Consider the following 23,361-nt stretch of genomic DNA (forward strand, 5'->3'; position numbering starts at 1 on the left):
GCTCCTGCAGGTACTGCGGTTCGGCTGCTCGTATGAGGGCATCGCTGACAGCACCTGCTCGGCGACCACCATCCGCGATCGTCGTGACGAGTGGATCAGGCTCGGGGTCTTCGCCCAGCTGCGTCGGATCGTCCTGGACGCCTACGACCGCATCGTCGGTCTGCTGCTGCACGACATCGCCGTCGATGGCGCCATCACCAAGGCCCCCGGCGGCGGCGAGGTCGCCGGTCCGTCGCCGGTGGACCGGCGCAAACAGGGTATGAAACGTTCGGTGCTCGTCGAGGGATACGGCATCCCGCTGGGCCGAGTCCTGGCCGGAGCCAACCGGCACGACTCCCCGCTACTGGGCCCCACCCTCGACCGCCTCGATGCTCTCGGCCCGCTGCCCGACGACATCACCGTGCACCTCGACGCCGGCTATGACTCCGGCAAGACCCGCGACACGCTGGCCGAACGAGGCCTGCACGGCGAGATCGCGCACAAGGGTGAGAAAGCGCCGATCCAGGCCACCCGCCGCTGGCACGTCGAGCGGACCAACGCTTGGCACAACAGCTTCAACCGGCTGCAGCGCTGCTACGAACGACGAGAAATCGTCGTCGACGCGTTCTTCGACCTCGCCGACACGATCGTCACACTCCGTAGCTTGATTCGGCAGGCCTGGACCACACACCGCTGGAACGCCCGACCTGCACGACGTCCATGATCACCAACCAATCCGCGCGACCTCTAAGAGGTCGCGCGGATTGGTCACAGCTTGGCCGCGGTCGAGTGTCTGGGGGCGAGGGCGGGTACGGGCCTGCCGATCATGAAGTTATCTACGCTTCGTGATCGTCTGGAGGCCGCGTGCCCACCCTGCCATCATGGCTGACCGAGCCGTTGTGGGACCAGTTCACCGCGCTGCTGCCTCATCGAGACGAGTTCGATCCCACCCATCCGCTGGGCTGCCATCGCCGCCGGATCGCGGATCGGATCGTGTTCGACAAGCTCCTGCAGGTACTGCGGTTCGGCTGCTCGTATGAGGGCATCGCTGACAGCACCTGCTCGGCGACCACCATCCGCGATCGTCGTGACGAGTGGATCAGGCTCGGGGTCTTCGCCCAGCTGCGTCGGATCGTCCTGGACGCCTACGACCGCATCGTCGGTCTGCTGCTGCACGACATCGCCGTCGATGGCGCCATCACCAAGGCCCCCGGCGGCGGCGAGGTCGCCGGTCCGTCGCCGGTGGACCGGCGCAAACAGGGTATGAAACGTTCGGTGCTCGTCGAGGGATACGGCATCCCGCTGGGCCGAGTCCTGGCCGGAGCCAACCGGCACGACTCCCCGCTACTGGGCCCCACCCTCGACCGCCTCGATGCTCTCGGCCCGCTGCCCGACGACATCACCGTGCACCTCGACGCCGGCTATGACTCCGGCAAGACCCGCGACACGCTGGCCGAACGAGGCCTGCACGGCGAGATCGCGCACAAGGGTGAGAAAGCGCCGATCCAGGCCACCCGCCGCTGGCACGTCGAGCGGACCAACGCTTGGCACAACAGCTTCAACCGGCTGCAGCGCTGCTACGAACGACGAGAAATCGTCGTCGACGCGTTCTTCGACCTCGCCGACACGATCGTCACACTCCGTAGCTTGATTCGGCAGGCCTGGACCACACACCGCTGGAACGCCCGACCTGCACGACGTCCATGATCACCAACCAATCCGCGCGACCTCTAAGACGTCGTTTCAGAAGTGGTGGGCCCGGTTCTGCCGGTGACGGCGGGGCTGGCAGCATCGGCTGATGGTCGCGCCTCGTGTGTCTGAGAAGACGAAGATTTTCGAGTTGGAGATCGTCCTGACCGAGGTGGTGCCGGCGGTCCGGCGTCGGGTGCAGGTGCCGGGCGAGGTCGACTTGGCGGTGTTACACGAGGTGGTGCAGTCAGTGATGGGCTGGACGAACTCTCATTTGCACGAGTTCGAGATCGTCGGGCGCCGCTACGGGATCCCAGACCCGGACTGGCCCGGACAGGATGTCGCCGACGAGACGAAAGAGAAGCTGTTTCGGCTGGTCAAGGCTGGTGACCGGTTCGGTTACGTCTACGACTTCGGTGACAACTGGGCCCACGAGATCACCGTCGAGGCGGTCGCGGCCGTCGAGCCGGGAGTGTGCTATCCGCGATGCGTCGCCGGGCAGGGGGCGTGCCCGCCCGAGGACGTCGGCGGGATCGGGGGGTATGAGGACTTCCAGGCCGTGCTCGCCGACCCTGACCATCCCGACCGCGCCGAGCGCCTGGAGTGGGCGGGCGGGCCGTTCGACCCGCACCGCTTCGACCCTGACGAGGCCGACCGGGCCTTGGAGTGGCTGGCCTGGCGGCCGCTGGCCCCGACCTCGTAGGCGAGTGCCTCAGCGAGGGCTGGGTCGACCATCACTTCGGCTTCGGCTTCGGCTTGGTGAGGCGGCGGTGGCAGATCAGGGCGCAGGCCAGCGATAACAGCGCGGTGATCGTGGATTCGGCGCGGTCGTAGCGCAGCGCGAGGCGGCGGAAGTCCAGCAGCCAGGACATGGTGCGCTCGACGACCCAGCGGACCCGCCCGAGCCGGGTGGAGTCCTCGATCCCGCGCCGGGCGATCCGCACCCCGATCCCACGCCCACTCAGGTAGCGGCGGCAGCGGGGATAGTCGTAGCCCTTGTCGGCGTGCACCTTGTCCGGCCGACGTCGCGGACGCCCCGGCTGTCCCGCCCGTTCGCGGACGCCGGGGTTGGTGTCCAGCAGCGGGGCGAGCATCCGACTGTCGTGGGTGTTCGCCCCGGTGACCAGCGCATGCAGCGGGAGCCCGCCTCGGTCGCAGAGCACGTGGTACTTGCTGCCCGCCTTCCCGCGATCGGTCGGCGAGGGCCCGGTGGCCTCGCCGCGGCGCTTGGCCCGCACGCTCACGCTGTCCACCGCCGCCCGCGACCAGTCCAGCAGGCCCTGCTGGGCGAGGCGGTCGAGCATCACCCGGTGCAGCTGGGCCCAGACCCCGGCCTGCTGCCACTGCCGTAGCCGCCGCCAGCAGGTCACTCCGGACCCACAGCCGAGCTCGGCGGGCAGCGCGTTCCAGCTGATCCCGGTCTTGAGCACGAACACGATCCCGGCCAGAGCGGCCCGATCCGGCACCCGCGGACGGCCTGTCCGTCCCCGCTTGTGCTTGCGCGGCTTGGGCAGCAGCGGCTCCACCAGCGCCCACAGCTCGTCGCTCACCAATCGCTCGACACAAGATCGCCGCGCCACGACCGGACATGATCAGCTACCAGCGCCGATCCACACAGGACCGACACGCCGACTTCTGAAACGACCTCTTATCTGCGCGGACCCGCTCGGGTCGGGTTGTCGACGGATCCTGAAATCTGACCCCCTGGCGTTCCGGGAATCGTGACCCCTCCCAACGCTGGGGAGGTGCTGAACGTGGAGGACTGGGCGGAGATCCGTCGTCTGCATCGGGCCGAGGGTGTCCCGATCAAGGAAATCGCCCGCCGGCTCGGGGTAGCCCGGAACACGGTGCGGGCGGCGCTGCGCTCGGAGGGGCCACCGAAGTACGAGCGCGTGTCGCGGGGCTCGGTCGCTGATGCCTACGAGCCGCAGGTACGGGCGCTGCTGGTGCAGTGGCCGAGGATGCCGGGGCCGGTGATCGCGCAGAAGATCGGCTGGCCTTACTCCGAGGGGCCGCTGAAGAAGCTGTTGGCCCGGATCCGGCCCGAGTACGTCGGGATCGATCCGTCGGACCGGACCGTCTACGAGCCGGGCGAGATCGCCCAGTGCGACCTGTGGTTCCCCGAGACCCTGATCCCGGTCGCGGCAAGGCAGGCGCGGATCCTGCCGGTGCTGGTGCTGACCTTGGCGTTCTCCCGGTTTCTGTCGGCGACGATGATCCCGTCGCGCCAGGGCGGTGACATCCTGTCCGGGATGTGGCAGCTGATCGCTGCCCTGGGCCGTGTCCCGAAGACGCTGGTCTGGGACCGGGAATCGGCGATCGGCGGCACCGGGAAGGTCTCGGCCCCGGCCGCCGGGTTCGCCGGAACTCTGGCCACGAGGATCCGGTTGGCTCCGCCGAAGGACCCCGAGTTCAAGGGCATGGTGGAGCGCAACAACGGGTTCTTCGAGACCTCGTTCCTGCCCGGACGCGAGTTCGCCTCCCCAGCCGACTTCAACGACCAGCTCGCCGAGTGGCTGGTGACCAGGGCGAACACGCGCACCGTCCGCGCCATCCATGGCCGGCCGGTGGACCTGCTCGAGGTCGACCGCCAGGCGATGATCGTCCTGCCGCCGGTGGCTCCACAGGTCGGTCTGACCCACCGGATCCGGCTGGCCCGTGACTACTACGTGCGCGTCGACGCCAACGACTACTCCGTCGATCCGCGGATGATCGGCCGCTTCGTCGAGGTCGCCGCATCACCCACTGCGGTCGAGGTGTTCTGCGGCAACGAGCGAGTCGCCAGCCACGACCGCAGCTGGGGCCGCCACCTGGTGATCACCGACCCGGCCCACGTCGCCACCGCCGCCGACATGCGCCACGCACTGGCTGAACAACGCCGCGCCCAGCAGCGGTCCCAGCAGTCCGGGACGCGCCGCCACAACGATGGCCACGCCGTCGCGATCCGGGCCCTGCCCGACTACGACGCCCTGTTCGGCGTCGACTTCACCCCCACCAGCCCGGCCGACCCCACGGCCGCGCCCGCAGCGGAAGCGAGCAACCCATGACCGCCACCACGACCGGGACTGCGCCGAGCGAGGGGTTGCCCTCGATGCTGGCCTACCTGACCCGGGTGCTGAAGACCCCGACGATCGGGCGCTGCTGGGCTGAGCTCGCTGAGCAGGCCCGCGACGAGACCTGGTCGCACGAGGAGTATCTGGCTGCGGTCCTGCAACGCCAGGTCGCCGAACGCGAGTCCGCCGGCACCACGATGCGGATCCGGACCGCGCATTTCCCAGCCGTGAAGACTCTCGAGGATTTCAACCTCGACCACCTGCCCTCGCTGCGTCGAGATGTGCTGGCGCACTTGGCGACCGGGACGTTCGTGGCCAAGGCTGAGAACGTGATCCTGCTCGGCCCACCCGGGCTCGGGAAGACCCATCTCGCGATCGGGCTCGGGGTCAAAGCCGCCCACGCCGGCTACTCGGTGCTCTTCGACACCGCGAACAACTGGATCACCCGCCTCACCGACGCCCACCAGGCCGGACGGCTGGAGGCCGAGCTGAAGAAGATCCGCCGCTACAAGCTGATCATCATCGACGAGGTCGGCTACATCCCCTTCGACCAGGACGCGGCGAACCTGTTCTTCCAGCTCATTGCCTCCCGCTACGAGCAGGGCTCTGTGATGGTCACCTCGAACCTGCCCTTCGGACGCTGGGGCGAGACCTTCTCCGACGATGTCGTCGCCGCAGCCATGATCGACCGTCTGGTTCACCACGCCGAGGTTCTGACCTTGACCGGAGACTCCTACCGGACCCGCCAGCGCCGCGAGCTGCTGGCCAAACAGAACCGCGCCGACCGGGACTGACAGACCAACCGAGGGGTCAAACTTGCCGATCCCCAGGGGGGTCAATCTTCAGGATCCGTTGACACGGGTCCGCGGTCGGCCCGGACCGACCCGTCCGACGCTCAGATGTGACATCAGGTGCGCGAACATCGGGGCGTCGCCGGCCTGTCCGGGGCCGACGAGTACGACCAGCGGGCGGCCGTGTCCGTCAACGAGCTGGTGGATCTTCGTGCCGAGCCCTCCGCGGGAGCGGCCCAAGGCGTGATCGGGCGGCTCGATCAGCAGATTCTTGTAGTTCGATCCGGCCCCCTGTGTCCCGCTGCAGGGTCGCGGCGTGTTGGTGAGCGCGGATGATCGTCGAGTCGACCGACACGGCCCAGTCCACGAGACCGGCGGAGTCGGCATCGGCGAGCAGAGCTGCGAGAACCTGGTCCCAGGTGCCGTCACCGCAGTAGCGGCGGTGGCGTTTCCATAGGGTCTGCCACAGCCCGAACTCGACCGGGACATCACGCCAGGCCAGCCCGCAGCGGAACCGGTAGATGATCCCCTCGATCACTCTGCGGTGATCGGCGAACGGGCGCCCTGGCATCCCGTCCGACGAGGGCAGTAACGGCTCGAGTCGGTCCCACTGGGCATCGGTCAGGACGGCACGGCGCGACACCTACTGATCATCGCGCAGGCCCGACCAGCCGGGTTAGGAGACGCGCCCTAGGCGACAGGCTCGTGCACGGCAGTGCGGACAGTGACCGGGTGTGTCGCCCGGGTCAGCGCGGCAGGACGGGGCCGTCCGGGCCGTCCTCGGGCCCGCGCTGCGGACGCGGCGGCCGGCCGCGCAGGATCCGCTTGAGCCCGGCGGTGTGCCGCCGGCTGACGGGCAGCTCCACCGCGCCGGGCCCGTTGCCGAGCCGCACCACGTACCCCGAGCCGGACATGCGCAGCTCGGTGATCAGCGGCAGCGACACCAGGTACGCCCGGTGGATCCGCACGAACCCGGCCTCGCCCCACCGGTCCTCCAGGACGGAGACCGGGATGCGGACCAGATGGCTGCCCTCGTTGGTGTGCAGCCGGGCGTAGTCGCCCTGGGCCTCGACGAACCGGATCGAGGAGCGCGGTACCAGCTTGGTGGTGCCCGCCAGCTCCACCGGCACGACCTCGTCGTCGACGGTCGCGGCGGGGGCGCCCCGGCGGGCGGCCGCGGGGTCGGGCCTGCCGCCCGGGTCGGCTCCCGGGCGCGGCGGCGGGGGCGGCGGGCCGTTCTCGGTCCGGCGGGCCGCGCGCAGCGCCAGGGTGCGGTCCAGCGAGCCGGAGAGCCGCTCCGTGCGCAGCGGCTTGAGCAGGTAGTCGACGGCACCGACCTCGTAGGCGTCGACCGCGCGGTCGTCGTGGGCGGTCACGAACACCACCGGCGGCGGGTCGGCCATCGCGTTCAGCACCCGGGCGAGCTCCAGGCCGTCGAGACCGGGCATCCGGATGTCGAGGAACACGACGTCGACGGTCGGGGTGCTCGCGTCGGCCTGCGAGCCGTGCAGGATGCGCAGCGCCTCCGTGGCGTCCGGCGCGGTCAGCACGGTGGTGACCCGTGGGTCCTCGCCGAGCAGGTGCGCCAGCTCCAGCAGGGCCGGCTCCTCGTCGTCGACGGCGAGCACGGTGAGCCGCGTCCCCGCCGGTGCGGCTGCCGGTGGTGGCGGCTCGGGGGCGCGGAGCTGACCCGGGACCCCGATGGGCCGGTGGTTGCTCGCGGCGCCGTACCCGGGCTGCAGCACGTGGCCGACCTGACCGGCGGGCGACGCGCCCGAAGCGTGCCCGCCCCGCGCGTGGCTGTACACGGCTCCTCCTTGCCGCGGGCACACCGCCCGCTGACCGGTGACTGCGGGCACACCGTATCGAGACAGCGGAGCGTCACCGACGGCCGGTCCGGCCCCGCCTCGTACCCGATCCGGGGTGGGCCGTCGGGGTGGGTCCGACAGCGGAGCGTGACGGGTCGTGGCAGCCGGTCGTGGACCGGTCCCGGGTCCGGCGTCGTCGCGGTCGGTCGACCGGCGTCCTGGCTGGTCGGGCGGAGGGTCACGCCCCCGCCGATCGGACGGGCTCCGGGCGGGATTCCGCGAGCCGTGATTGTGGCACTCGGTGCCGAAACGCTACCGTGCCGTGAGAACCGCCACGTGGGACCGTCTCGTACCCGGTCGGCGTGTCGGACCGGCCGCGACCGACGACGGCCGGGCGCAACCTCCGACTGCGAAGGGGCAGGCATGGCGAGCACGAAGGACTGGTTCGAGACGGTCGCGGAGGCACAGCGGCGGGCGCGCAGGCGGCTGCCGAAGTCGGTCTACTACGCGCTGGTCGCCGGCGCGGAGCAGGGGATCACCCTGGCGGACAACGTCGCCGCCTTCGACGAGATCGGCTTCCGCCCGCACATCGCCGGGCTGCCGCCCCAGCGGGACCAGACGACCACCGTGATGGGCCAGGAGATCGACTTCCCGGTGATCGTCTCGCCGACCGGTGTGCAGGCCGTCGACCCCGAGGGCGAGGTCGCCGTCGCGCGGGCCGCGCACAGCTCCAACATCCAGAACCCGCTGAACCCCGAGCAGACCGTCTCGACGGCGATGGGTCTGTCCTCGTTCGCCTCCCGCTCGGTCGAGGACGTCTGCGCCGTCCACGACAAGGTCTTCTTCCAGGTCTACTGGGCCGGGTCGAAGGAGGACATCCTGGAGCGCGCGCTGCGCGCGCGACGGGCGGGGGCCAAGGGCCTGATCGTGACTCTGGACTGGACCTTCGCCACCCGCCGCGACTGGGGCAGCCCGCCGATCCCGGAGAAGGTCGACGTCAAGGCCGCGCTGCAGTTCGCGCCGGAGATGATCACCAAGCCGCGCTACCTGCTGGACTGGGCGAAGTCGGGCCGGATCCCCGACCTCAAGGCCCCGAACATGGCGCCCCCCGGCGGCGGCGAGGCCCCCACCTTCTTCGGTGCCTACGGCGTCTGGTGGACCACCCCGCTGCCCACCTGGGACGACATCGCCTGGCTGCGCGAGCAGTGGGGCGGCCCGTTCATGGTCAAGGGGATCATGCACCCCGACGACGCCCGCCGGGCCGTCGACGCGGGCGCCACCGCGATCTCGGTGTCCAACCACGGCGGCAACAACCTCGACGGCACCCCGGCCGCGATCCGGGCCCTGCCCGCGATCGTCGACGCCGTGGGGGACCAGGTCGAGGTGGTGATGGACGGCGGCATCCGTCGCGGTGCCGACGTGGTCAAGGCGCTCGCGCTCGGCGCCAGGGCCGTCATGATCGGCCGGGCCTACCTGTGGGGCATGGCGGCCCAGGGCGAGCGCGGCGTCACCAACGTGCTGTCGATCCTCTACAAGGGCATCGACGAGGCACTGCTGGGACTGGGCAAGAAGTCGATCCACGAGCTGGACCGGGACGACCTGATCGTGCCGGAGAACTTCACCCGCGTCTCGAAGCTCTGAGGCCACCGGCGGTGCGGGGGCCCGGCGCGACCGGGCCCCCGCACCGGCCCCGGCTCAGAGCGGGAACGTGACCCGGGTCAGCTCCTCGGCACGCTCCCACAGCGCCCGCTGCACCCGGCGGTCGTGCGAGGCCGCGGTGGAGCCGACCGGTCGCGGGTTGCCGCGCGCCTCGCCGATGCCGTCCGGCCCGATGTAGGCCCCACCGGGCAGGTCCGGCACGGTCGCGGCGAACAGCGCCGGCAGGGCACCGGCCGCCCCGGACTGCGCGAACAGTGTGTTGAGCACGCCCATCAACGCGTCCTGGAAGGACTCGGTGCGCGACTGCAGGTTCGTCGCGGCGTAGCCGGGGTGGGCGGCCGTCGACCGCAGCCGCGACCCGGCCGCGACGAACCGGTGCTCCAGCTCGTAGGCGAACATCAGGCAGGCCAGCTTGGACTGGCCGTAGGCGGTCCAGCGCTCGTAGCGGCGGCGCTCGAAGTTCAGGTCGTCCAGGTCGATGCGCCCGATCCGGTGCATGACGCTGGACAGCGTGACGACCCGGTCGGTGATCCGGTCGGCCAGCAGCCCGGTGAGCGCGAAGTGGCCGAGGAAGTTGACCCCCAGCTGGGTCTCGAAGCCGTCCGTGGTGCGGGAGAACGGCACCGCCATCAGCCCCGCGTTGTTGACCAGGACGTCCGCGGTGCCCTCGAACCCGGCCGCGAACTCGCGGACCGAGGTCAGGTCCGCCAGGTCGAGCCTGCGCACCGACGCCGCGCCGCCGAGCTCCGCGGCGATCTGCTCGCCGCGCGTGGTGTCCCGCACGGCCAGCACGACGCGTGCGCCGACGTGCACCAGGGCCCGGGTGGTCTCCAGCCCGAGGCCGCTGGTGGCGCCGGTGACGATCACGGTCCGGCCCTGCTGGGGCGGGATGTCCGCCGTGGTCCAGGGGGCGGGTGGGGTCCGGAACACAGGGGTACTCCTTCGCGGGGAACGGGCCCCCAGGTCTACCCGCTCGCCCGCTCTCCCGCGCGCCCGCGCGCCCGCGACCCGGACGGGTCAGCCGGCCACCTCGGCGGCCCGCTCGTCGCGCCGGGCCGAGACCAGGGCGTCGACCAGCAGGAACAGGATCAGCGACACCCCCAGCACCGGCAGGACCAGCCCGGCGGCCACGGCCGCCAGCCCGACCAGCGCCACCGCGGCGGGGGCGGGACGCTCCCGGGATCCGGGCGGCCCCGCGAGCGTGCGGGAGCCGTCCGGCAGGGTCGGCCTGCGCAGCCACCACATCCGGTAGCCCCACACGACCAGGACGACCACGGCCGAGGCCAGGGCGGCGAGCGCGACCAGGTTGACGGTGCCGAACAGCAGGCCCATGTGCGCGTCGATGCCCCAGCGGGCGAGCTTCGCCGCGACCGGCCAGTCCGCGAACGCGAGCCGGTCGGTGACGGTCCCGGTGGTCGGGTCCACGGCCACCGAGTCCTGCTGCGACGGCCAGCTGCGTACCGTCTGCTGGACGGTCCAGGCCTGTCCGGGGTCGCCCGGGGTGAGCTCCACGGGCCCGCCGAGGCCGTCGGCGCGGGCGGCGTCCAGGACCCGCTGGGCGACCGCGGGCACCGCCCGCGGGGGGACCGGCGTCGTCGCCGCACCCGTCACGGGCGCGTCCGCCTCGCCCCCCGCCGCGGGCAGCGTGCTGCTCACCGAGGGGGTCGTCCAGTCCAGGGCGGTGCGCAGCGCGCCGACGTTGGCCCCCGCGAACTGGGACCAGGTCAGGCCGGTCGCGGCGAGGAACAGGAACCCGACCGAGGCCCAGATGCCCACCGCGCCGTGCCAGGACCGCAGCCGCGACCGCGGCGACCCGTCCGTCCGCGGCAGCAGCCGCTCGCGGCGTCGGCGTACCCGCCGGGTCACCTGGACCACGAGGCCGGACAGGGTCAGTACGGCCAGCCAGGACGCCGCCAGCTCGGTGTAGACCTGGCCGGGCGGGCCCAGCAGCAGCGAGCGGTGCAGGTTGTCGATCACCCCGCGGGCGGGGAGCCACTCGGCATAGGTGTCGAGGGTGGCCCGCACCTGCGCGGTGTAGGGGTCGACGAACACGGTGCGGCTGTAGCTCTCGGGCAGGTCGGCGTCGAACGACACCCGGGTCGTCGCGCCGGGCTCGCGCGACGGCCGGATCTCGGTGACGGGAAGGCCCGGCTGGGTCGCCGCGGCCGCCTCGACCTGCCGGGACAGCGGGAGCTCCGGACCGCTGACCGGGGCGGTGAGCGCCTCGGCGTACAGCCAGCGCTCGATCGGTGGCGAGAGCGTGTAGAGCAATCCGGTCAGCGCCGCGACCAGCAGGAACGGGCCGACGAACAGGCCCGCGTAGAAGTGGATGCGGGTGACGAGGCCCTTCAGGCCACGGAACGGCGTGGGGCGCTCCGGCGGGGGGACGGGTGCCCCGGGCCGGGTGTCGAGGCCGGCGCTCACCAGCCCGCCACCATCGCCGCGAGCATGACGACCATGCCGACGCTCATCGCGGCGTGGCAGGCGGCGTCGGAACGGGCTCCCAGCCGGCTCACCGGCCGTACCGGGGCTCCGACCCGCTCGGCGAGCGCGGTCGCCCCGTCGGTCGTCGCCGCGGTCGCGGTCGGGCGCTCCTGCGGCGCGGCCGGGTCGGCGCAGTCACAGTCCGCCGGATCGGCGGCGCCCCCACCGGCCGGCAGCACGTCGTCCGGGGTCAGCGGGTCGCCGGCGTCGCGGTCGTGGCTCAGGGCGCGGGCACCCCAGTACCCGGCCGCGGCCAGCAGCACCGCGCAGAGGGCGACGGTCACCGCGACCGCCCACCCCACCGGGGCCGCCGCGTGCCCGGCCCCGGACATGTCCGTCATCGCGCCGCCGTGGTGGGCGTGCGCGCCGCCGCCACCGGCCGCCGCCACCGGCGAGGCCATGATCAGCGGCATCGCGGCCAGCATCCACACCATCGCGGCGGCCATCAGCGCGTGTGCCGCGCCCGCGACCCGCCCCGAGGTCCCGCACGGCACCCCGCGTGCCGCGGTGAGCACGAAGAAGACCCCCAGGACGCCGAACAGCACGATCTGGGTCCACAGCCCGGCGCTGCCGTACCAGGTCCAGGTCATGACGACCATCGCCGCGCTCATCAGCAGGTGGGCGAGCTCCGCGGTGCGGTGCGCGGCGGAGCGGCGCTCGGAGACCGCGGCGGCCCAGCGGGCCAGGGCGTAGAACCCGGTGGCGGCGAAGACCGCCGTCAGGGCCCAGGCGAGCGGGAGCGACGAGATCACGGATCCTCCTCGGGGGCGGGGGAGGTGCGGGGACCGCACGCCGGGAGTGGTCGTCGGCGGGCCCGCTCCGGTTCCCGCGGTCCCGGCTCCGTGGTGCGACGCCGGTCACTGCCGCCGCGCCGCCCGGATGGGGCGGTGGCCGCCGCCGTCACCGCGGGTGTGCGGCACGGTCGGTGGCGCGGTGGCGCGGTGGCGCGGTCGTGGTCGCGGTCGCGCGGCGTGGTGCCGCGCCGTGGTGCCGTGCAGCGGTGCTGTGCAGCGGTGCCGTGCAGCGGTGCCGTGCAGCGGTGCCGTGCAGCGGGGTCAGGGACGCGCGGCGCGCCGGACACCGGGCGCGGGGGCGCCCGCGGTCCCGGTGCCGTCCGCACCGAGCGCGCGCAGCAGGTCCTCGCGGGCCCGGGCGACCCGGGACCGGATGGTGCCGACCGGGCAGCCGCAGACCTGGGCGGCCTCGGCGTAGCCCAGGTCCATCACCTGGGTCAGGACGAACGCCTCGCGACGGTCGGCGGGCAGCGCGTCGACCAGCGCGCGGAGCAGGACCGCCTCCTGCGCGCCGGTGCGGGGCGCCGCGCGCTCCAACACCTCCTGGGTGTCCTCGCCGAGGTCGCGGACGCGGGGCCTGCGGACCGCGGTGCGCACGGCGTCGACGGCGACCCGGCGGGCGACCGACAGCAGCCAGGTGCGGGCGGTGGAGCGACCCGCGAACGAGGGCAGCGACCGCAGCGCGCGCAGGAACGTCTCCTGCGCGAGGTCCTCGGCGTCGTCGCGACCGGCGAGGTGGACCAGGAAGCGGTGGACGTCGACCTGGGTCGCCCGCACGAACTCCGCGAGCGCGGCGGTGTCACCGGCTCCCGCGGCCAACGCCCACGCCGTCACGGTGGCGTCGTCGTGGCGTTCGGGCACGGTGTCACGGTAGCCGCCGGTCCGACGGGGAAGAAGGCCGGCCCGGTCACCGTCCGCTCCATGGGAACACGGTGTGTGACGGCTCCGGTGCTGTCCGGACGCTACCGTCGCGGGGTGTCCGACATGTGGGTCAGCTGGTCCGGGGGCAAGGACGTCGCGACGGCGCTGGACGCCGCGCGGCGGTCCGGAATGCGGGTCACCGGGCTGCTCAGCACCGTCACACCGGGGCCCGGCGGAGCGGAGATCGCGGTGCACGGGGTCGGGGCCGCCCTCGTCGCCGCCCAGGCCGACGCACTGGGGATCCCGCTGCACCGGGTGGAGCTGCCGCCGTCGTGCCCGGACGGGGAGTACCGCGCCCGGCTGCGGGCGGCGCTCGCACCGGCGGCCGCGGCCGGGGTCGGCGGGCTGGTGCACGGCGACCTGGCGCTGGCCGACGTCCGCGCGTTCCGTGAGGAGGTCCTCGACGGCACCGGGGTCGGCGGGGTGTTCCCGCTCTGGGGCGCGGCGACCGACGTGCTGGCCGCCGGGATGCTCGACGCCGGGCTGCGCGCGGTCGTCGTCGCCGTCGACCCGGACCGGGTCCCGGCGCGGCTCGCCGGGGTCGCGTTCGACGCGGCGTTCCTCGCCGCCCTGCCCCCGGGCGTCGACCCGTGCGGGGAGAACGGCGAGTTCCACACCTTCGTCACCGGCGGGCCCTGGTTCGCCCACGACGTGCCGGTCGCGGTCACCGGCACCGTCTGCCGCGACGGACACGTGCAGGCGGTGCTGGCCCCGGCCGACTGAGGCCGGGCGCCGGCCGGTGCCGCCACCGGCCCGGTGCCGTGTGGGAGCCGGTCGGCCCGCCGTGCGGGAGCCGGTCGGCCCGCCGTGCGGGAGCCGGTCGGCCCGCCGTGCGGGAGCCGGTCGGCCCGCCGTGCGGGAGCCGGTCGGCCCGCCGTGCGGGAGCCGGTCAGCCCGCCGTGCGGGAGCCGGTCAGCCCGCCGTGCGGGAGCCGGTCAGCCCGCCGTGCGGGAGCCGGTCAGCCCGCCGTGCGGGAGCCGGTCAGCCCGCCGTGCGGGAGGCGAGCAGCCGGAACGCCGGTGTCGGGAGCTCCGGGGCCAGGTCGACCACGCAGGTCCGGGCCAGGATCTCCAGGGTGCGGGGGCAGGCGTCGGGTCCGTGGTCGATCTCGGTGCCGTTCGCCGCGTACGGGTCGAACCCGGGGTGCAGCGGGTTGCGGGCCCGCAGCGAGCGCCAGTTGGTGTAGACGTGGCGCCCGGTGTCGATCAACCGGTGCACGCCGCGCCGCGCACCGAACTCCGCGGCCGCCTCGGGGGTCGGGAAGGCCAGCGCCAGCCCGGCGGCGTTCGCGGGGTCGTGGTGGGGAACCGGCTCGAGGTCGCGACCGATCCGGTCCGAGAGCGCCGCCAGCATGATGTCGCGGTGCCGCCGGCGCCGCGCGATCTGCGCACGCAACCCGGCCAGCTGCGGCCGCAGCACCGCCGCGGACAGCTCGGGCATCCGCAGGTTGACCCCGACGATGAGGTCCGCGTCCGCACCGGCGAAACCGGCCCGCTCGTAGCTGCCGACGTCGTGGTACATCGACGCCCGCTCGAACAGCCGCGGGTCGCGGGTGACCAGGGCACCGCCCTCGCCGGAGCGGATGTTCTTGTGCTGGTTGAAGCTGAAGCAGCCGGCGTGGCCGATCGACCCGGCGGGGCGGCCCCGGTACGTGACGCCGATGGCCTGGCAGGCGTCCTCGATCACGACGAGGTCGTGGGCGGCGGCCACGTCCATGATCGCGTCCATGTCGGCGACGTGGTTGAGCATGTGCACCGGGAGCACGGCCCGGCTGCGCGGGGTGATCCGGTCCTTGAGGTCGGCCGGGTCCATCGTGAGCGAGGAGTCGACCTCGACCAGGCCCGGCACGGCGCCGACGGCCAGCGCCGCCGCGGCGGTCGAGACCCAGGTGTAGGCGGGGACCAGCACCTCGTCGCCGGGGCCGACGCCGGCGCCGACCAGCGCCGCGACCAGGGCGCTGGTGCCGCTGTTGACGGCCAGCGCGTGCGGGGTCCCGAGGAACCCGGCGAGCTCGGTCTCGAACCGGGCGACCTCGGAGCGGTCGCCGCCGGTGAAGCGGCCCAGCTCCCCGCGGCCGAGGACACGGACCGTCGCGGCCATCCCCCGTGCGGTCGTGGCCATGGCGGCGAGTCCCATACCGTGCTCCTCCGGATGTGAACCGTGTGAACCGGACACGACGGTACCGGGCGGGGCCCACGCCCCCGGGAACGGGAGGGTGGGAGCAGCCACAGCGTCCTCACAGCCGATCCGGGGCACCATCCTCGGCAGCATCCGCACCACGTTCGGAAGGAACCGCCCTCCATGCTCATCGACACCCGGCGCGCGCTCCCCGGCTCCATCTTCGAGGCCGAGGTCTGCGTGATCGGCAGCGGCCCGGCCGGAGCCGCGGCCGCGACCGAGCTGGCCGACCGCGGCCTGCGCGTCGTCGTCCTGGAGGGTGGCGGCCCGGGGCTGAGCCGCACCGCCCGTGACACCTACCGGGGCATCACCGGGCGGGGCAAGCACGACCCGGTCGACGCCGTCCGGCAGAAGCGCCTCGGCGGCACCTCGCTGGTCTGGGGCGGGCGCTGCGCCCCGCTGGACGACATCGACTTCTCCGACCGCGAGTGGATGCCCGGGGCCGCGTGGCCGATCACCCACGACGAGCTGCGCGCCTGGTACCCGACCGCCCAGCGGCACCTCGACGCCGGTGCGTGCGTGTACTCGGCCGCGGAGTCGGGCTTCCCGGCGGACCCGCCCGGGCTGCACAGCGACACGCTGCGCTGGGACGACCTGTGGCGGTGGAGCCCGCCGACGTCGTTCGCGCCGACCGTGGAGAACATGGCCAAGGCCGGCCGCATCCGGCTCTTCCTGCACGCCACCGTCGCCCGCCTCGAGCGCGACCCGGTGTCGGGGACCGCGACCGAGGCCGTCGTCGTCCCGCGGCCCGGGTGCGACATCCGGATCCGTGCGCGGCAGTTCGTCGTGGCTGCGGGGGGCCTGGAGTCGGTGCGGATCCTGCTCGCCTCCGACGGCTACGGCGGCACCGGGACGGGAGCCGGGATCGGTGACGAGTACGGCCAGGTCGGGCGGCACTACATGACCCACCCGGTGGGCGAGGTCGGGCGGCTCCGGCTGACCCCGGCCGGGCGCTCGCTGGGCCTGGGCTACCTGCCCACCGACGACGGCGTCTACGCCCGCCGGATGCTGTCGCTGTCCCCGCAGGTCCAGGCCGACCACCGGCTGGGCAACCTGAAGGCGGCGCTCTGGTTCGCCGACCCCAAGGACGCCGAGCACGGCGACGCGCTGCTGTCGACCTTCGCCCTCACCTACTGGGGCCTGGGCAGGCTGCGCGCCGGGTTCAAGGCCTCCGGGACCCACGCCCAGTACAGCCGGACCACCGACATCGGCCACCACATGCGCAACGTCGCCGCCGACCCGCTGCGGGTGGCGCGCTTCGCCCGCGTGTGGGCACGGCCGCGGATCACCGGGGAGCGGCGGGTGCCGTCGTTCATGCCGCTGGACTCGGCACACTGCCGGCTGCGGTTCGACGCCGAGCAGACCCCGGACCCGGCGAACCGGGTCACCCTCGACCGCGAGCGCGACGCGCTGGGCCAGCACCGGCTGCGGGTCGACTACCGGGTCTGCGCCGGTGACCGGCAGGCGATCGCGACGTCGCTCTCGCTGATCGGCAAGGAGCTGGAGCGGACCGGTCTCGCCCACGTCGACCTGTCCGACGTGGAGCGCGTGCACGACATGGACATGACCGACGGCACCCACCAGATGGGGCTGCTGCGGATGTCGGACTCGCCGCGCACCGGCGTCGTCGACCCGCAGTGCCGGGTGCACGGCACCCCGAACGTGCACGTCGCCTCCAGCGCGGTGTTCCCGTCGGCCGGGGCGGTCGGACCGACGCTGGCGCTGGTCGCGCTGGCCTGCCGGACCGCGGAACTGATCGCGACCGAGGTCCGGGGCTGATCCCGGGGCGGTCAGCCGCGCAGCAGTGTGACGCCGCTCCCGGCGTCGTCCAGTGCCGCCCACATCCGGTCCAGCGGCAGCGGGCGGTGCCGGGTCCGGGTGATCACCGCGTGCGACGGCGTCGGGACGAACGGGAACACCGCCGACAGGCCGGCGACGGTCTCGCACAGCCGCTGGGCCGCCGCGGCCAGTGACCGGACGTCGGTGCCGGGCAGCAGGAGGAGGAACTCCTCGCGCCCCACGCGCACCGGCCGCCCGGCGGATCCCACCTGACCGGTGAGCAGCCGGGCGATCCCGCGCAGCGCGGCGGTCTCGGCCCGGAAGCCGTGCCGTCGGGTCATCGACCCCAGCCCGTGCACCCGCAGCAGCACCAGGCCCAGCGGCAGGGTGCCCGGTGCCGAGCCGTCGAGCCACCGGTCCAGGAACGCCCGTGTCGGCAGCCCGCTGCGCGGGTCGCGCTCGGCGCCGGGCTCGAGCTCGTCGAGCCGGGCCTGGGCGGCGTCGGCCCGCCTGCGCTCCAGCGACAGCTCCCGGGCGAGGGCGTCGGCGGCGGCGTCGTAGCGGTGGTCGGTGGCCGTGCCGGGGATCGGGACGACCCGGGAGAGCACCTCGTCGAGGCCGCCGGTGTGCCGTGCGCCCAGCCGCGCCCCGAGCTGGTGGCGCAGCCGCAGCAGCTCGGAGTGGGCGTCGGCGTGCCGGAACGACCAGCGGGCCGAGAACAGCCTGCCCCGCTCCAGCGAACGGGCCGCCCCGTCGACGGCCTCGAGGTCGTGGGCGACGACGGTCGCGCCGGACCGCGGGGTCAGGACCGTGACGCTCCACTCCCGGGCGGCCTCCTCGCCGTCGACGAGCCGGACGTGGCCGAGACCGTCGGGCAGGCCGCCGGGGGCGTCGCCGACCGTGGCGACGCCGGCGCCGTCCCCGCACGCGGCCGCGAGCCGGTCCCAGGTGCCCAGCACCGGGGCGAGGTACTCGGGCCGCTGGACGAGCCCGACGACCGCCATCGGGCGGTCCCGGGACGGCGCGAGAGCGAACTCCTCGATCGCCAGGGCGAGCGCGTCGAGCAGAGGCTTCGTGACGGTCCGTGAGGGGCGGTGCGCGGCGCCGGGCATGATTGCGGAGTCCCCGGCACTGATCACCCACGCCTCACTCAGTTGCAGTAACGCTTGTCACAACGATATACGCACAGCAACTGTTAAGCGGTTGCCCCTGTGGTCGATGTCTCCGACTTTCCCCGTAACAGAGCTGTGGCGAGTGCCGCGCCGATCACGAGGAGTCCCGACCCGATCGTCATCGCGACGGCGAACCCCGGCCCGAACGACGCCGGGTCGGTCGGGGCGTCACCGCGGATCCCGGCGATGGCGGGCACGGCGGCCACCGCGAGTAGTCCGGCCGCCCGCGCGATCGCGTTGTTCACCCCCGACGCGACGCCCGCGTGCCGGTCCGCCGCCGCGTCGAGCACCGCGGTGGTCAGTGGCGCGACGGCCGCGGACAGGCCCAGCCCGACCAGCACGGTCGCCGGCAGCACGTCGGTGAACCAGCCCGCTCCCGGCCCGATCCGCGACGCCAGGAACATCCCGGCCGCGGCCACCAGCAGCCCGCCGGTGACCAGCGGTGCCGGGCCGGTACGCGTCGCGAGCCGGCCGGACCGCGCCGAGAGCAGCAGCATGAGCACGGTGACCGGCAGCGTCGCGGTCCCCGCCAGCAGCGGGGAGAACCCGGCGACGACCTGCAGCTGCACGGCGAGCAGCACGAACAGCAGCCCCAGTGCGGCGTAGACGGCCACCGTCACCACGTTCGCGCCGGTGAACCGGCGTCCGTTCCCCGCGTCACCGGTGCCGGTGAACAGCTCCGGGGGCACCAGCGGGGAGCGGCTGCGGCGCTCGAGCAGCGCGAACGCCACCAGGGCCAGCACCCCCGCGGTGCCGGCGCCCCACACCTGCAGCCCGGGCGGGGTGCCGTCGCCTGCCGCCGTACCGGCCCAGGTCAGCAGCGCCAGCCCGGCGACGGCGAGCAGGCTGCCGGGGACGTCGAGCCGGTGCGGGGCGTCGGGGTCACGCGACTCCGGCACGTGCCGCAGCGCCACCGCGACGACGACCGCCGCGAGCGGCAGGTTGATCAGGAACACGGCCCGCCACGACCACTCCACCAGCGTCCCGCCGACGAACGGCCCGAGCGCCCCCGCCACCCCGCCGAGCCCGGACCACGCCCCGATCGCCGCGGCCCGGTCGGCACCGTGGAACGACGCCGAGATCAGCGCCAGGCTGCCCGGGGTCAGCAGGGCGCCGCCCACCCCCTGCAACGCCCGCGCCGCGGCGAGCACCTCGACGTTCGGGGCCAGCCCGCACAGCAGCGAGGCCAGCGCGAACCACACCGCCCCGGTCACGAAGATCCGTCGCCGCCCGAACCGGTCGCCCAGCGACCCGCCGAGCAGGATCAGCCCGGCCAGGGTCAGCGTGTAGCCGTTGACGGTCCACTGCAGCCCCGCGAAACCGGCGCCGAGGTCCTCGGCGATGCGGGGCAGCGCGATCGTGACGACGGTGTTGTCGAGCATCGCCATGCCCGAGCCGAGCACGCAGGCCGTCACGACCCAGCGGCCGGCCGCGGTGCCGGTACGCAGTCCGGTGTCCATGGTCGGCGAACGCCGGGGTGTCCCGGTCTCTTCCGTGGCCCGGGCCGGCTCAGCCGGTCACGACCCCCGCCCGGCGCCCGGCCTCGGTGAGCCGCTCGGCGAGCAGGGCGGCGGCCGCCTCGTCGACCCGGCCCACCGAGAGTCGCAGCATCCGCCGGTCGTCGGGCAGGAACGCGGTGCCCGGAATGGTGAGGGTGTCGTGGTCGAGCAGCAGGGTCCGCACGACGTCGAGGGTCGGGCGGTCCGGGAACGGGTGGCGCACCCAGGCGAAGAACCCGCCGAGCGCGGCGATCTCGAACCCGCCCGGCCGGTCGGCGAGCGCGGACCCGACCCACTCGCGTCGCCGGGCGATCTCCGCGACCCGGTCGGCCCGCCACGCCCCGGCCCGGGTGAGCCCGGCCACCGCGGCCTCCTGTCCGGCCCGCGGCGCGCAGATGGCGACGCAGTCGAGCAGCTTGAGGACCTGGCGTCGCAGCTCGGGGCCCGCGATCACCGACCCGACCCGGTAGGCCGGGATGGTCAGGTCCTTGGAGTAGGAGTGCAGGCTGACCACGGTGGAGCGCCACGACGGGTCGGCGAACAGCGGGTGTGCGGGGGCGTGCGCGTCGGGCCGGAACGAGCGGTAGGTCTCGTCGAGGACCAGCGCGACGTCGTGGCGGCGCGCCAGCTCGGCGAACGCGACGATCTCCTCCGGTGGCACCGTCACCCCGCTCGGGTTGCCGGGGGCTGACCAGCACGATCGCCCGGGTGCGGGGCGTGATGAGGGCCTCGGCGTCGGCGGCCCGGGGCACCAGGTCGGTGTCGGGCTCCAGGTACACCGGCGTGACGCCACGCATCCGCAACCACATGTCGTGGTTGAAGTAGTAGGGCAGCGGCGAGATCACCTCGTCGCCCGGTCCGGCGAGTGCGTCGGCGACCACGGCGAAGGCCTGGTTGCAGCCCGCCGTGACGACGACGTCGTCCGCCGTGAGGTCCCCGCCGTAGTCGTGGGCCAGCTCGTCGGCGACGGCGCGGCGCAGCGGCTCGATGCCGGGCACCGGCGCGTAGCCGGACAGTCCCGGGTCCCGGGCGACCTCCACCACCCGCTCGACGACCTCCGGTGCCGGCGGATAGGGCGGCGCGGCCTGGGACAGGTCCAGCAACGGGTGCGTGGCGTCCCGTGCCGGGTCCCGTTCGCCGGCCAGCGCCAGGGCCGCGCCGATGGGGGAGTCGCTGCCGGCCGCCGTCGTGGGGTCGAGTCGCACGCTCGGGTGCCGCCTTCCGGGTCGTCGTCGGTTCGTCCTGCGGGTGCGATCGTCGCCGACGCCGGGCAGGACGGTCCAGTGGCCCTCGGGGCAGGGTCGCCCCGGCGGCGGCCGTCGGCTCCTGCGGGGGCGGCGTGCCCGACCGCCCGACCACCGGCTCACCGGCTCACCGGCTCACGACGGTGCGGCTGTTCCCGCCGCATCGCTCTCAGCGACCACCGATGACGACAGCGGCGCCGTCGGCCCGGGTGTCGCTCGCCGCGTCGAGCACTCCGGTCCGTAGGCGTGCCACCTGTACGTGTCCCGCGTCGTCGTGCGGCCCGGGCACCGTGTCGACGTCGAGTGACAGCTCGCGGGCCGTGGCGCCCAGCGCATCGCTGCCGGGGACGCCCGGTTCCAGAACGAGGGTCGGCCGGTCCCGCCCGAGGTCCCGCGACCCGATCACCCAGCGCGGGCGGGCCAGCAACCCGGCCGGGGCGGAGGTGTCGAGGACGTCCTCGGCGGTCTGGGCCAGTATCCAGGCCTGCGCCCGTCCGCCCTGGCAGCCCAGGGCGACGACGTCGCCGCCGCGCTCGGCGAGCACCGGGCACAGGGTGTGCGGGGGGCGGTGTCCCGGCCGGACCGTTCCGGGGTGCGCCGGGTCGAGGGCGAACGCCGATCCGCGGTTGTGCAGGACCACCCCCGTTCCGGGTTCGAGGATGCCCGCGCCGAAGCTCTGGTAGACGCTCTGGATCAGCGAGACCGCCGTGCCCGTGTCGTCCACGGCGGTGATGGCGACGGTGTCCCCGGCCGGTCTCGGACCGAGGGCGGCCGGGGTCCCGGCCGACTCCCGTTCCAGCAGCAGGCCGGCGACGTCGATCGGTCCGCCGCGCGGGTCGCCGAGCAGGGCGTCGCGGGCCAGCTCCGCCCGGCGGGCGGTGGCGAGCGGGTCGGCACCCGAGAGGAGCATCGCCAGCAACGACGCCCCCTGGCTGGGCGGTGGTGCCACCGACCAGGTCGCGCCGAGCGCGTCACGGTGCAGCGCCGGCGGGTCCTCCGCGGCGTGCGCGGCCATGTCGTCGGCCGAGAGTGGGGAGCCGAGCCCACGCAGGCCCGCGACCAGGCGGGCACCCACCGCGCCGGTGTAGAACGTGCGCCAGTCGGCGCCGACGGCGGCGAGGGTGGTGGCGAGTGCCGGTTGCGTGATCGTCGTGCCGATCCCGTGCGGGCTGCCGTCGCCGTCGAGCAGCAGTGCGGACAGGCCGGGATCGGTCTCGATGACGGCGCTGCGCCGGGAGATCGCCCTGGCGAGCCCGGCGCTCACCCCGACACCGCGACGGGCGAGCTCGACGGCCGGTGCGACCAGCTCGGCGAGCCCGAGGCGGGCACCGAGCCGGTGCACCGCGGCCCAGCCGGCGACACAGCCGGGCACGGTCACCGACAGCGGGCCGCCGGCGGGCATCCGCGGACCGGCGGCCCGCAGCGCGTCGACATCGAGGGCCGCGGGCGCCGCACCGATCGACAGCACCGCACGAGCCGTGCCGCCCGCCGGCCGTACCACCGCGACCAGATCCCCTCCGACCGAGCACTGGTGCGGATAGGCGACGGTCAGCGCGGCCGCGGCCGCGATCGCCGCGTCGAGGGCACCGCCGCCGCGTTCGGCGACCGCCCGCGCGGCGTCGGCCCCGGCGACGTGCGGTGCCGCGAGCGCGACCCGGGACCTCACACCCGGTCCCGCTCGATCAGGATCGCGCGGGCGAACGAGCCGTCCGCGCCCGCGAGCTTCGCCGGGAGGCAGACCAGCTCGTACCGGCCGGGCTCGACCGCGTCGAGATCGGCGTTCTCGAGGATCAGCACGCCGTTGCCGAGCAGCTCGTGGTGGGCGTCCCAGCTGTCGGTCCGCGAGTGGCCCTCGATGGTCAGGTAGTCGATCGCGATCAGCTCGACGCCGTGCGCGACGAGCCACGTCGCGGCGTCCGGTGCCAGCCCGATCCAGCTGGGCGCCCGTTCGGTCTCCTTGAGGATGCCGGCCGAGTTGGACGTCTTGAGCAGGATCCGCTTCTCGCCCGCCACGCCGGCGGCCTCCAGGTCCGCGGCGGTGACGTCGGCGGTCAGACCGGTCATGTCGACCACCACGGCCTGCCCGACCAGCGAGTCGAGCGAGACCTGGTCGATCGGTGTGGCCTCGTCGACGAAGTGCGCCGGCGCGTCGACGTGCGTGCCGGTGTGGGCGCCGATCCGCCAGCGGGTCACGTTCGAGGCGTCGCCGGCCGCGAGCGACTCGACGACCTCGACCTCGGGTTTGCGGCCCCAGTGCAGCATCTCGGGGTGGATGGGCAGGGTGATGTCGTAGATCTTCATGACGGAATCT

General features: G+C 73.9%; 21 protein-coding genes and 1 pseudogene. 8 read left to right on the forward strand and 14 right to left on the reverse strand.

Translation table 11 applies throughout. The features are described 5' to 3' along the window. From KPF47_RS25965 to KPF47_RS25975, 3 genes are all read left to right on the forward strand, one after another. Positions 1-703 (forward strand): IS5 family transposase (locus KPF47_RS25965; protein WP_224391433.1); only part of this gene is annotated, 703 nt, incomplete at its 5' end. A gap of 140 nt (positions 704-843) precedes the next feature. Beyond that, a complete protein-coding gene (locus KPF47_RS25970) occupies positions 844-1,686 on the forward strand; it encodes an IS5 family transposase (protein ID WP_224386276.1) in 843 nt (280 codons plus the stop codon). 91 nt (positions 1,687-1,777) lie between these two features. Beyond that, positions 1,778-2,371, forward strand: coding sequence for a plasmid pRiA4b ORF-3 family protein (locus KPF47_RS25975; protein ID WP_224386178.1), 594 nt, complete (start codon positions 1,778-1,780; stop codon positions 2,369-2,371). Positions 2,372-2,402: 31 nt separating this feature from the next. Here the strand turns inward: KPF47_RS25975 and KPF47_RS25980 are convergent, their stop codons facing one another. Then, on the reverse strand, positions 2,403-3,248 hold the full coding sequence (locus KPF47_RS25980; protein ID WP_224386179.1) for an IS5 family transposase: 846 nt from the start codon (positions 3,246-3,248) through the stop codon (positions 2,403-2,405). A 165-nt stretch (positions 3,249-3,413) separates the two neighbouring features. On the opposite strand from KPF47_RS25980, the gene istA reads away from it, so the two are divergent. Beyond that, the gene (istA, locus tag KPF47_RS25985) at positions 3,414-4,715 is read left to right on the forward strand and encodes an IS21 family transposase (RefSeq protein ID WP_224391363.1); all 1,302 of its coding nucleotides are present in this window, start codon (positions 3,414-3,416) and stop codon (positions 4,713-4,715) included. Beyond that, positions 4,712-5,515: an IS21-like element helper ATPase IstB gene (istB, locus tag KPF47_RS25990; protein ID WP_224388405.1), complete on the forward strand. Its 804-nt coding sequence runs from the start codon at positions 4,712-4,714 to the stop codon at positions 5,513-5,515. Before istA ends, istB begins: the two co-directional genes overlap by 4 nt. A gap of 187 nt (positions 5,516-5,702) precedes the next feature. On the opposite strand, the gene KPF47_RS25995 is transcribed toward istB, so the two are convergent. Together KPF47_RS25995 and KPF47_RS26000 are read right to left on the reverse strand one after the other, a co-directional pair. Then, positions 5,703-6,155: an IS5 family transposase gene (locus KPF47_RS25995; RefSeq protein WP_224391430.1), complete on the reverse strand. Its 453-nt coding sequence runs from the start codon at positions 6,153-6,155 to the stop codon at positions 5,703-5,705. Between the two features lie 103 nt (positions 6,156-6,258). Then, entirely contained in the window at positions 6,259-7,140 is an 882-nt protein-coding gene (locus KPF47_RS26000) for a LytTR family DNA-binding domain-containing protein (RefSeq protein WP_224391432.1), read from the reverse strand. 603 nt (positions 7,141-7,743) lie between these two features. On the opposite strand from KPF47_RS26000, the gene mftD reads away from it, so the two are divergent. Next, the gene (gene mftD / locus KPF47_RS26005) at positions 7,744-8,961 is read left to right on the forward strand and encodes a pre-mycofactocin synthase MftD (RefSeq protein ID WP_224391435.1); all 1,218 of its coding nucleotides are present in this window, start codon (positions 7,744-7,746) and stop codon (positions 8,959-8,961) included. A 54-nt stretch (positions 8,962-9,015) separates the two neighbouring features. Here mftD and KPF47_RS26010 read toward each other — a convergent pair whose 3' ends face one another. From KPF47_RS26010 to KPF47_RS26025, 4 genes are all read right to left on the reverse strand, one after another. Beyond that, the gene (locus tag KPF47_RS26010; RefSeq protein WP_224391437.1) at positions 9,016-9,909 is read right to left on the reverse strand and encodes an oxidoreductase; all 894 of its coding nucleotides are present in this window, start codon (positions 9,907-9,909) and stop codon (positions 9,016-9,018) included. An 87-nt stretch (positions 9,910-9,996) separates the two neighbouring features. Then, on the reverse strand, positions 9,997-11,403 hold the full coding sequence (locus tag KPF47_RS26015; RefSeq protein WP_224391438.1) for a PepSY domain-containing protein: 1,407 nt from the start codon (positions 11,401-11,403) through the stop codon (positions 9,997-9,999). Further along, positions 11,400-12,215 carry a DUF5134 domain-containing protein gene (locus tag KPF47_RS26020; RefSeq protein ID WP_224391439.1) on the reverse strand — a complete coding sequence of 272 codons (816 nt, stop codon included), beginning with the start codon at positions 12,213-12,215 and terminating at the stop codon, positions 11,400-11,402. Before KPF47_RS26020 ends, KPF47_RS26015 begins: the two co-directional genes overlap by 4 nt. Before the next feature lie 303 nt (positions 12,216-12,518). Then, entirely contained in the window at positions 12,519-13,118 is a 600-nt protein-coding gene (locus tag KPF47_RS26025; RefSeq protein WP_224391440.1) for a sigma-70 family RNA polymerase sigma factor, read from the reverse strand. A gap of 123 nt (positions 13,119-13,241) precedes the next feature. On the opposite strand from KPF47_RS26025, the gene KPF47_RS26030 reads away from it, so the two are divergent. Then, positions 13,242-13,901, forward strand: a complete 660-nt coding sequence (locus tag KPF47_RS26030) for an ATP-binding protein (RefSeq protein ID WP_224391936.1) — start codon at positions 13,242-13,244, stop codon at positions 13,899-13,901. A 258-nt stretch (positions 13,902-14,159) separates the two neighbouring features. On the opposite strand, the gene KPF47_RS26035 is transcribed toward KPF47_RS26030, so the two are convergent. Further along, complete coding sequence (locus KPF47_RS26035) at positions 14,160-15,314, reverse strand: DegT/DnrJ/EryC1/StrS aminotransferase family protein (RefSeq protein WP_224391441.1); 1,155 nt, start codon at positions 15,312-15,314, stop codon at positions 14,160-14,162. Positions 15,315-15,479: 165 nt separating this feature from the next. Between KPF47_RS26035 and KPF47_RS26040 the strand changes: the two genes are divergently transcribed. Further along, positions 15,480-17,135 (forward strand): FAD-dependent oxidoreductase, encoded by a 1,656-nt coding sequence (locus KPF47_RS26040; protein WP_224391442.1) that lies wholly within the window; start codon positions 15,480-15,482, stop codon positions 17,133-17,135. An 11-nt stretch (positions 17,136-17,146) separates the two neighbouring features. Here KPF47_RS26040 and KPF47_RS26045 read toward each other — a convergent pair whose 3' ends face one another. The 6 genes and pseudogenes from KPF47_RS26045 to KPF47_RS26065 form a co-directional block, all read right to left on the reverse strand. Continuing rightward, a complete protein-coding gene (locus KPF47_RS26045) occupies positions 17,147-18,274 on the reverse strand; it encodes a GGDEF domain-containing protein (RefSeq protein WP_224391443.1) in 1,128 nt (375 codons plus the stop codon). A 56-nt stretch (positions 18,275-18,330) separates the two neighbouring features. Next, complete coding sequence (locus KPF47_RS26050; protein ID WP_224391444.1) at positions 18,331-19,767, reverse strand: MFS transporter; 1,437 nt, start codon at positions 19,765-19,767, stop codon at positions 18,331-18,333. Positions 19,768-19,816: 49 nt separating this feature from the next. Beyond that, positions 19,817-20,473, reverse strand: coding sequence for an aminotransferase class I/II-fold pyridoxal phosphate-dependent enzyme (locus KPF47_RS39180; protein ID WP_308015493.1), 657 nt, complete (start codon positions 20,471-20,473; stop codon positions 19,817-19,819). Positions 20,474-20,540: 67 nt separating this feature from the next. Continuing rightward, a pseudogene (locus tag KPF47_RS41135) lies at positions 20,541-21,173 on the reverse strand (aminotransferase class I/II-fold pyridoxal phosphate-dependent enzyme); the annotation flags it as partial. Between the two features lie 46 nt (positions 21,174-21,219). Further along, complete coding sequence (locus KPF47_RS26060) at positions 21,220-22,716, reverse strand: gamma-glutamyltransferase (RefSeq protein WP_224391445.1); 1,497 nt, start codon at positions 22,714-22,716, stop codon at positions 21,220-21,222. Then, the gene (locus tag KPF47_RS26065; protein ID WP_224391446.1) at positions 22,713-23,351 is read right to left on the reverse strand and encodes a cyclase family protein; all 639 of its coding nucleotides are present in this window, start codon (positions 23,349-23,351) and stop codon (positions 22,713-22,715) included. The genes KPF47_RS26060 and KPF47_RS26065 overlap by 4 nt, the downstream gene beginning before the upstream one ends. Positions 23,352-23,361: the final 10 nt, after the last annotated feature.

It is taken from the genome of Pseudonocardia sp. ICBG1293, from assembly GCF_020131355.1.
GTDB lineage: Bacteria > Actinomycetota > Actinomycetes > Mycobacteriales > Pseudonocardiaceae > Pseudonocardia.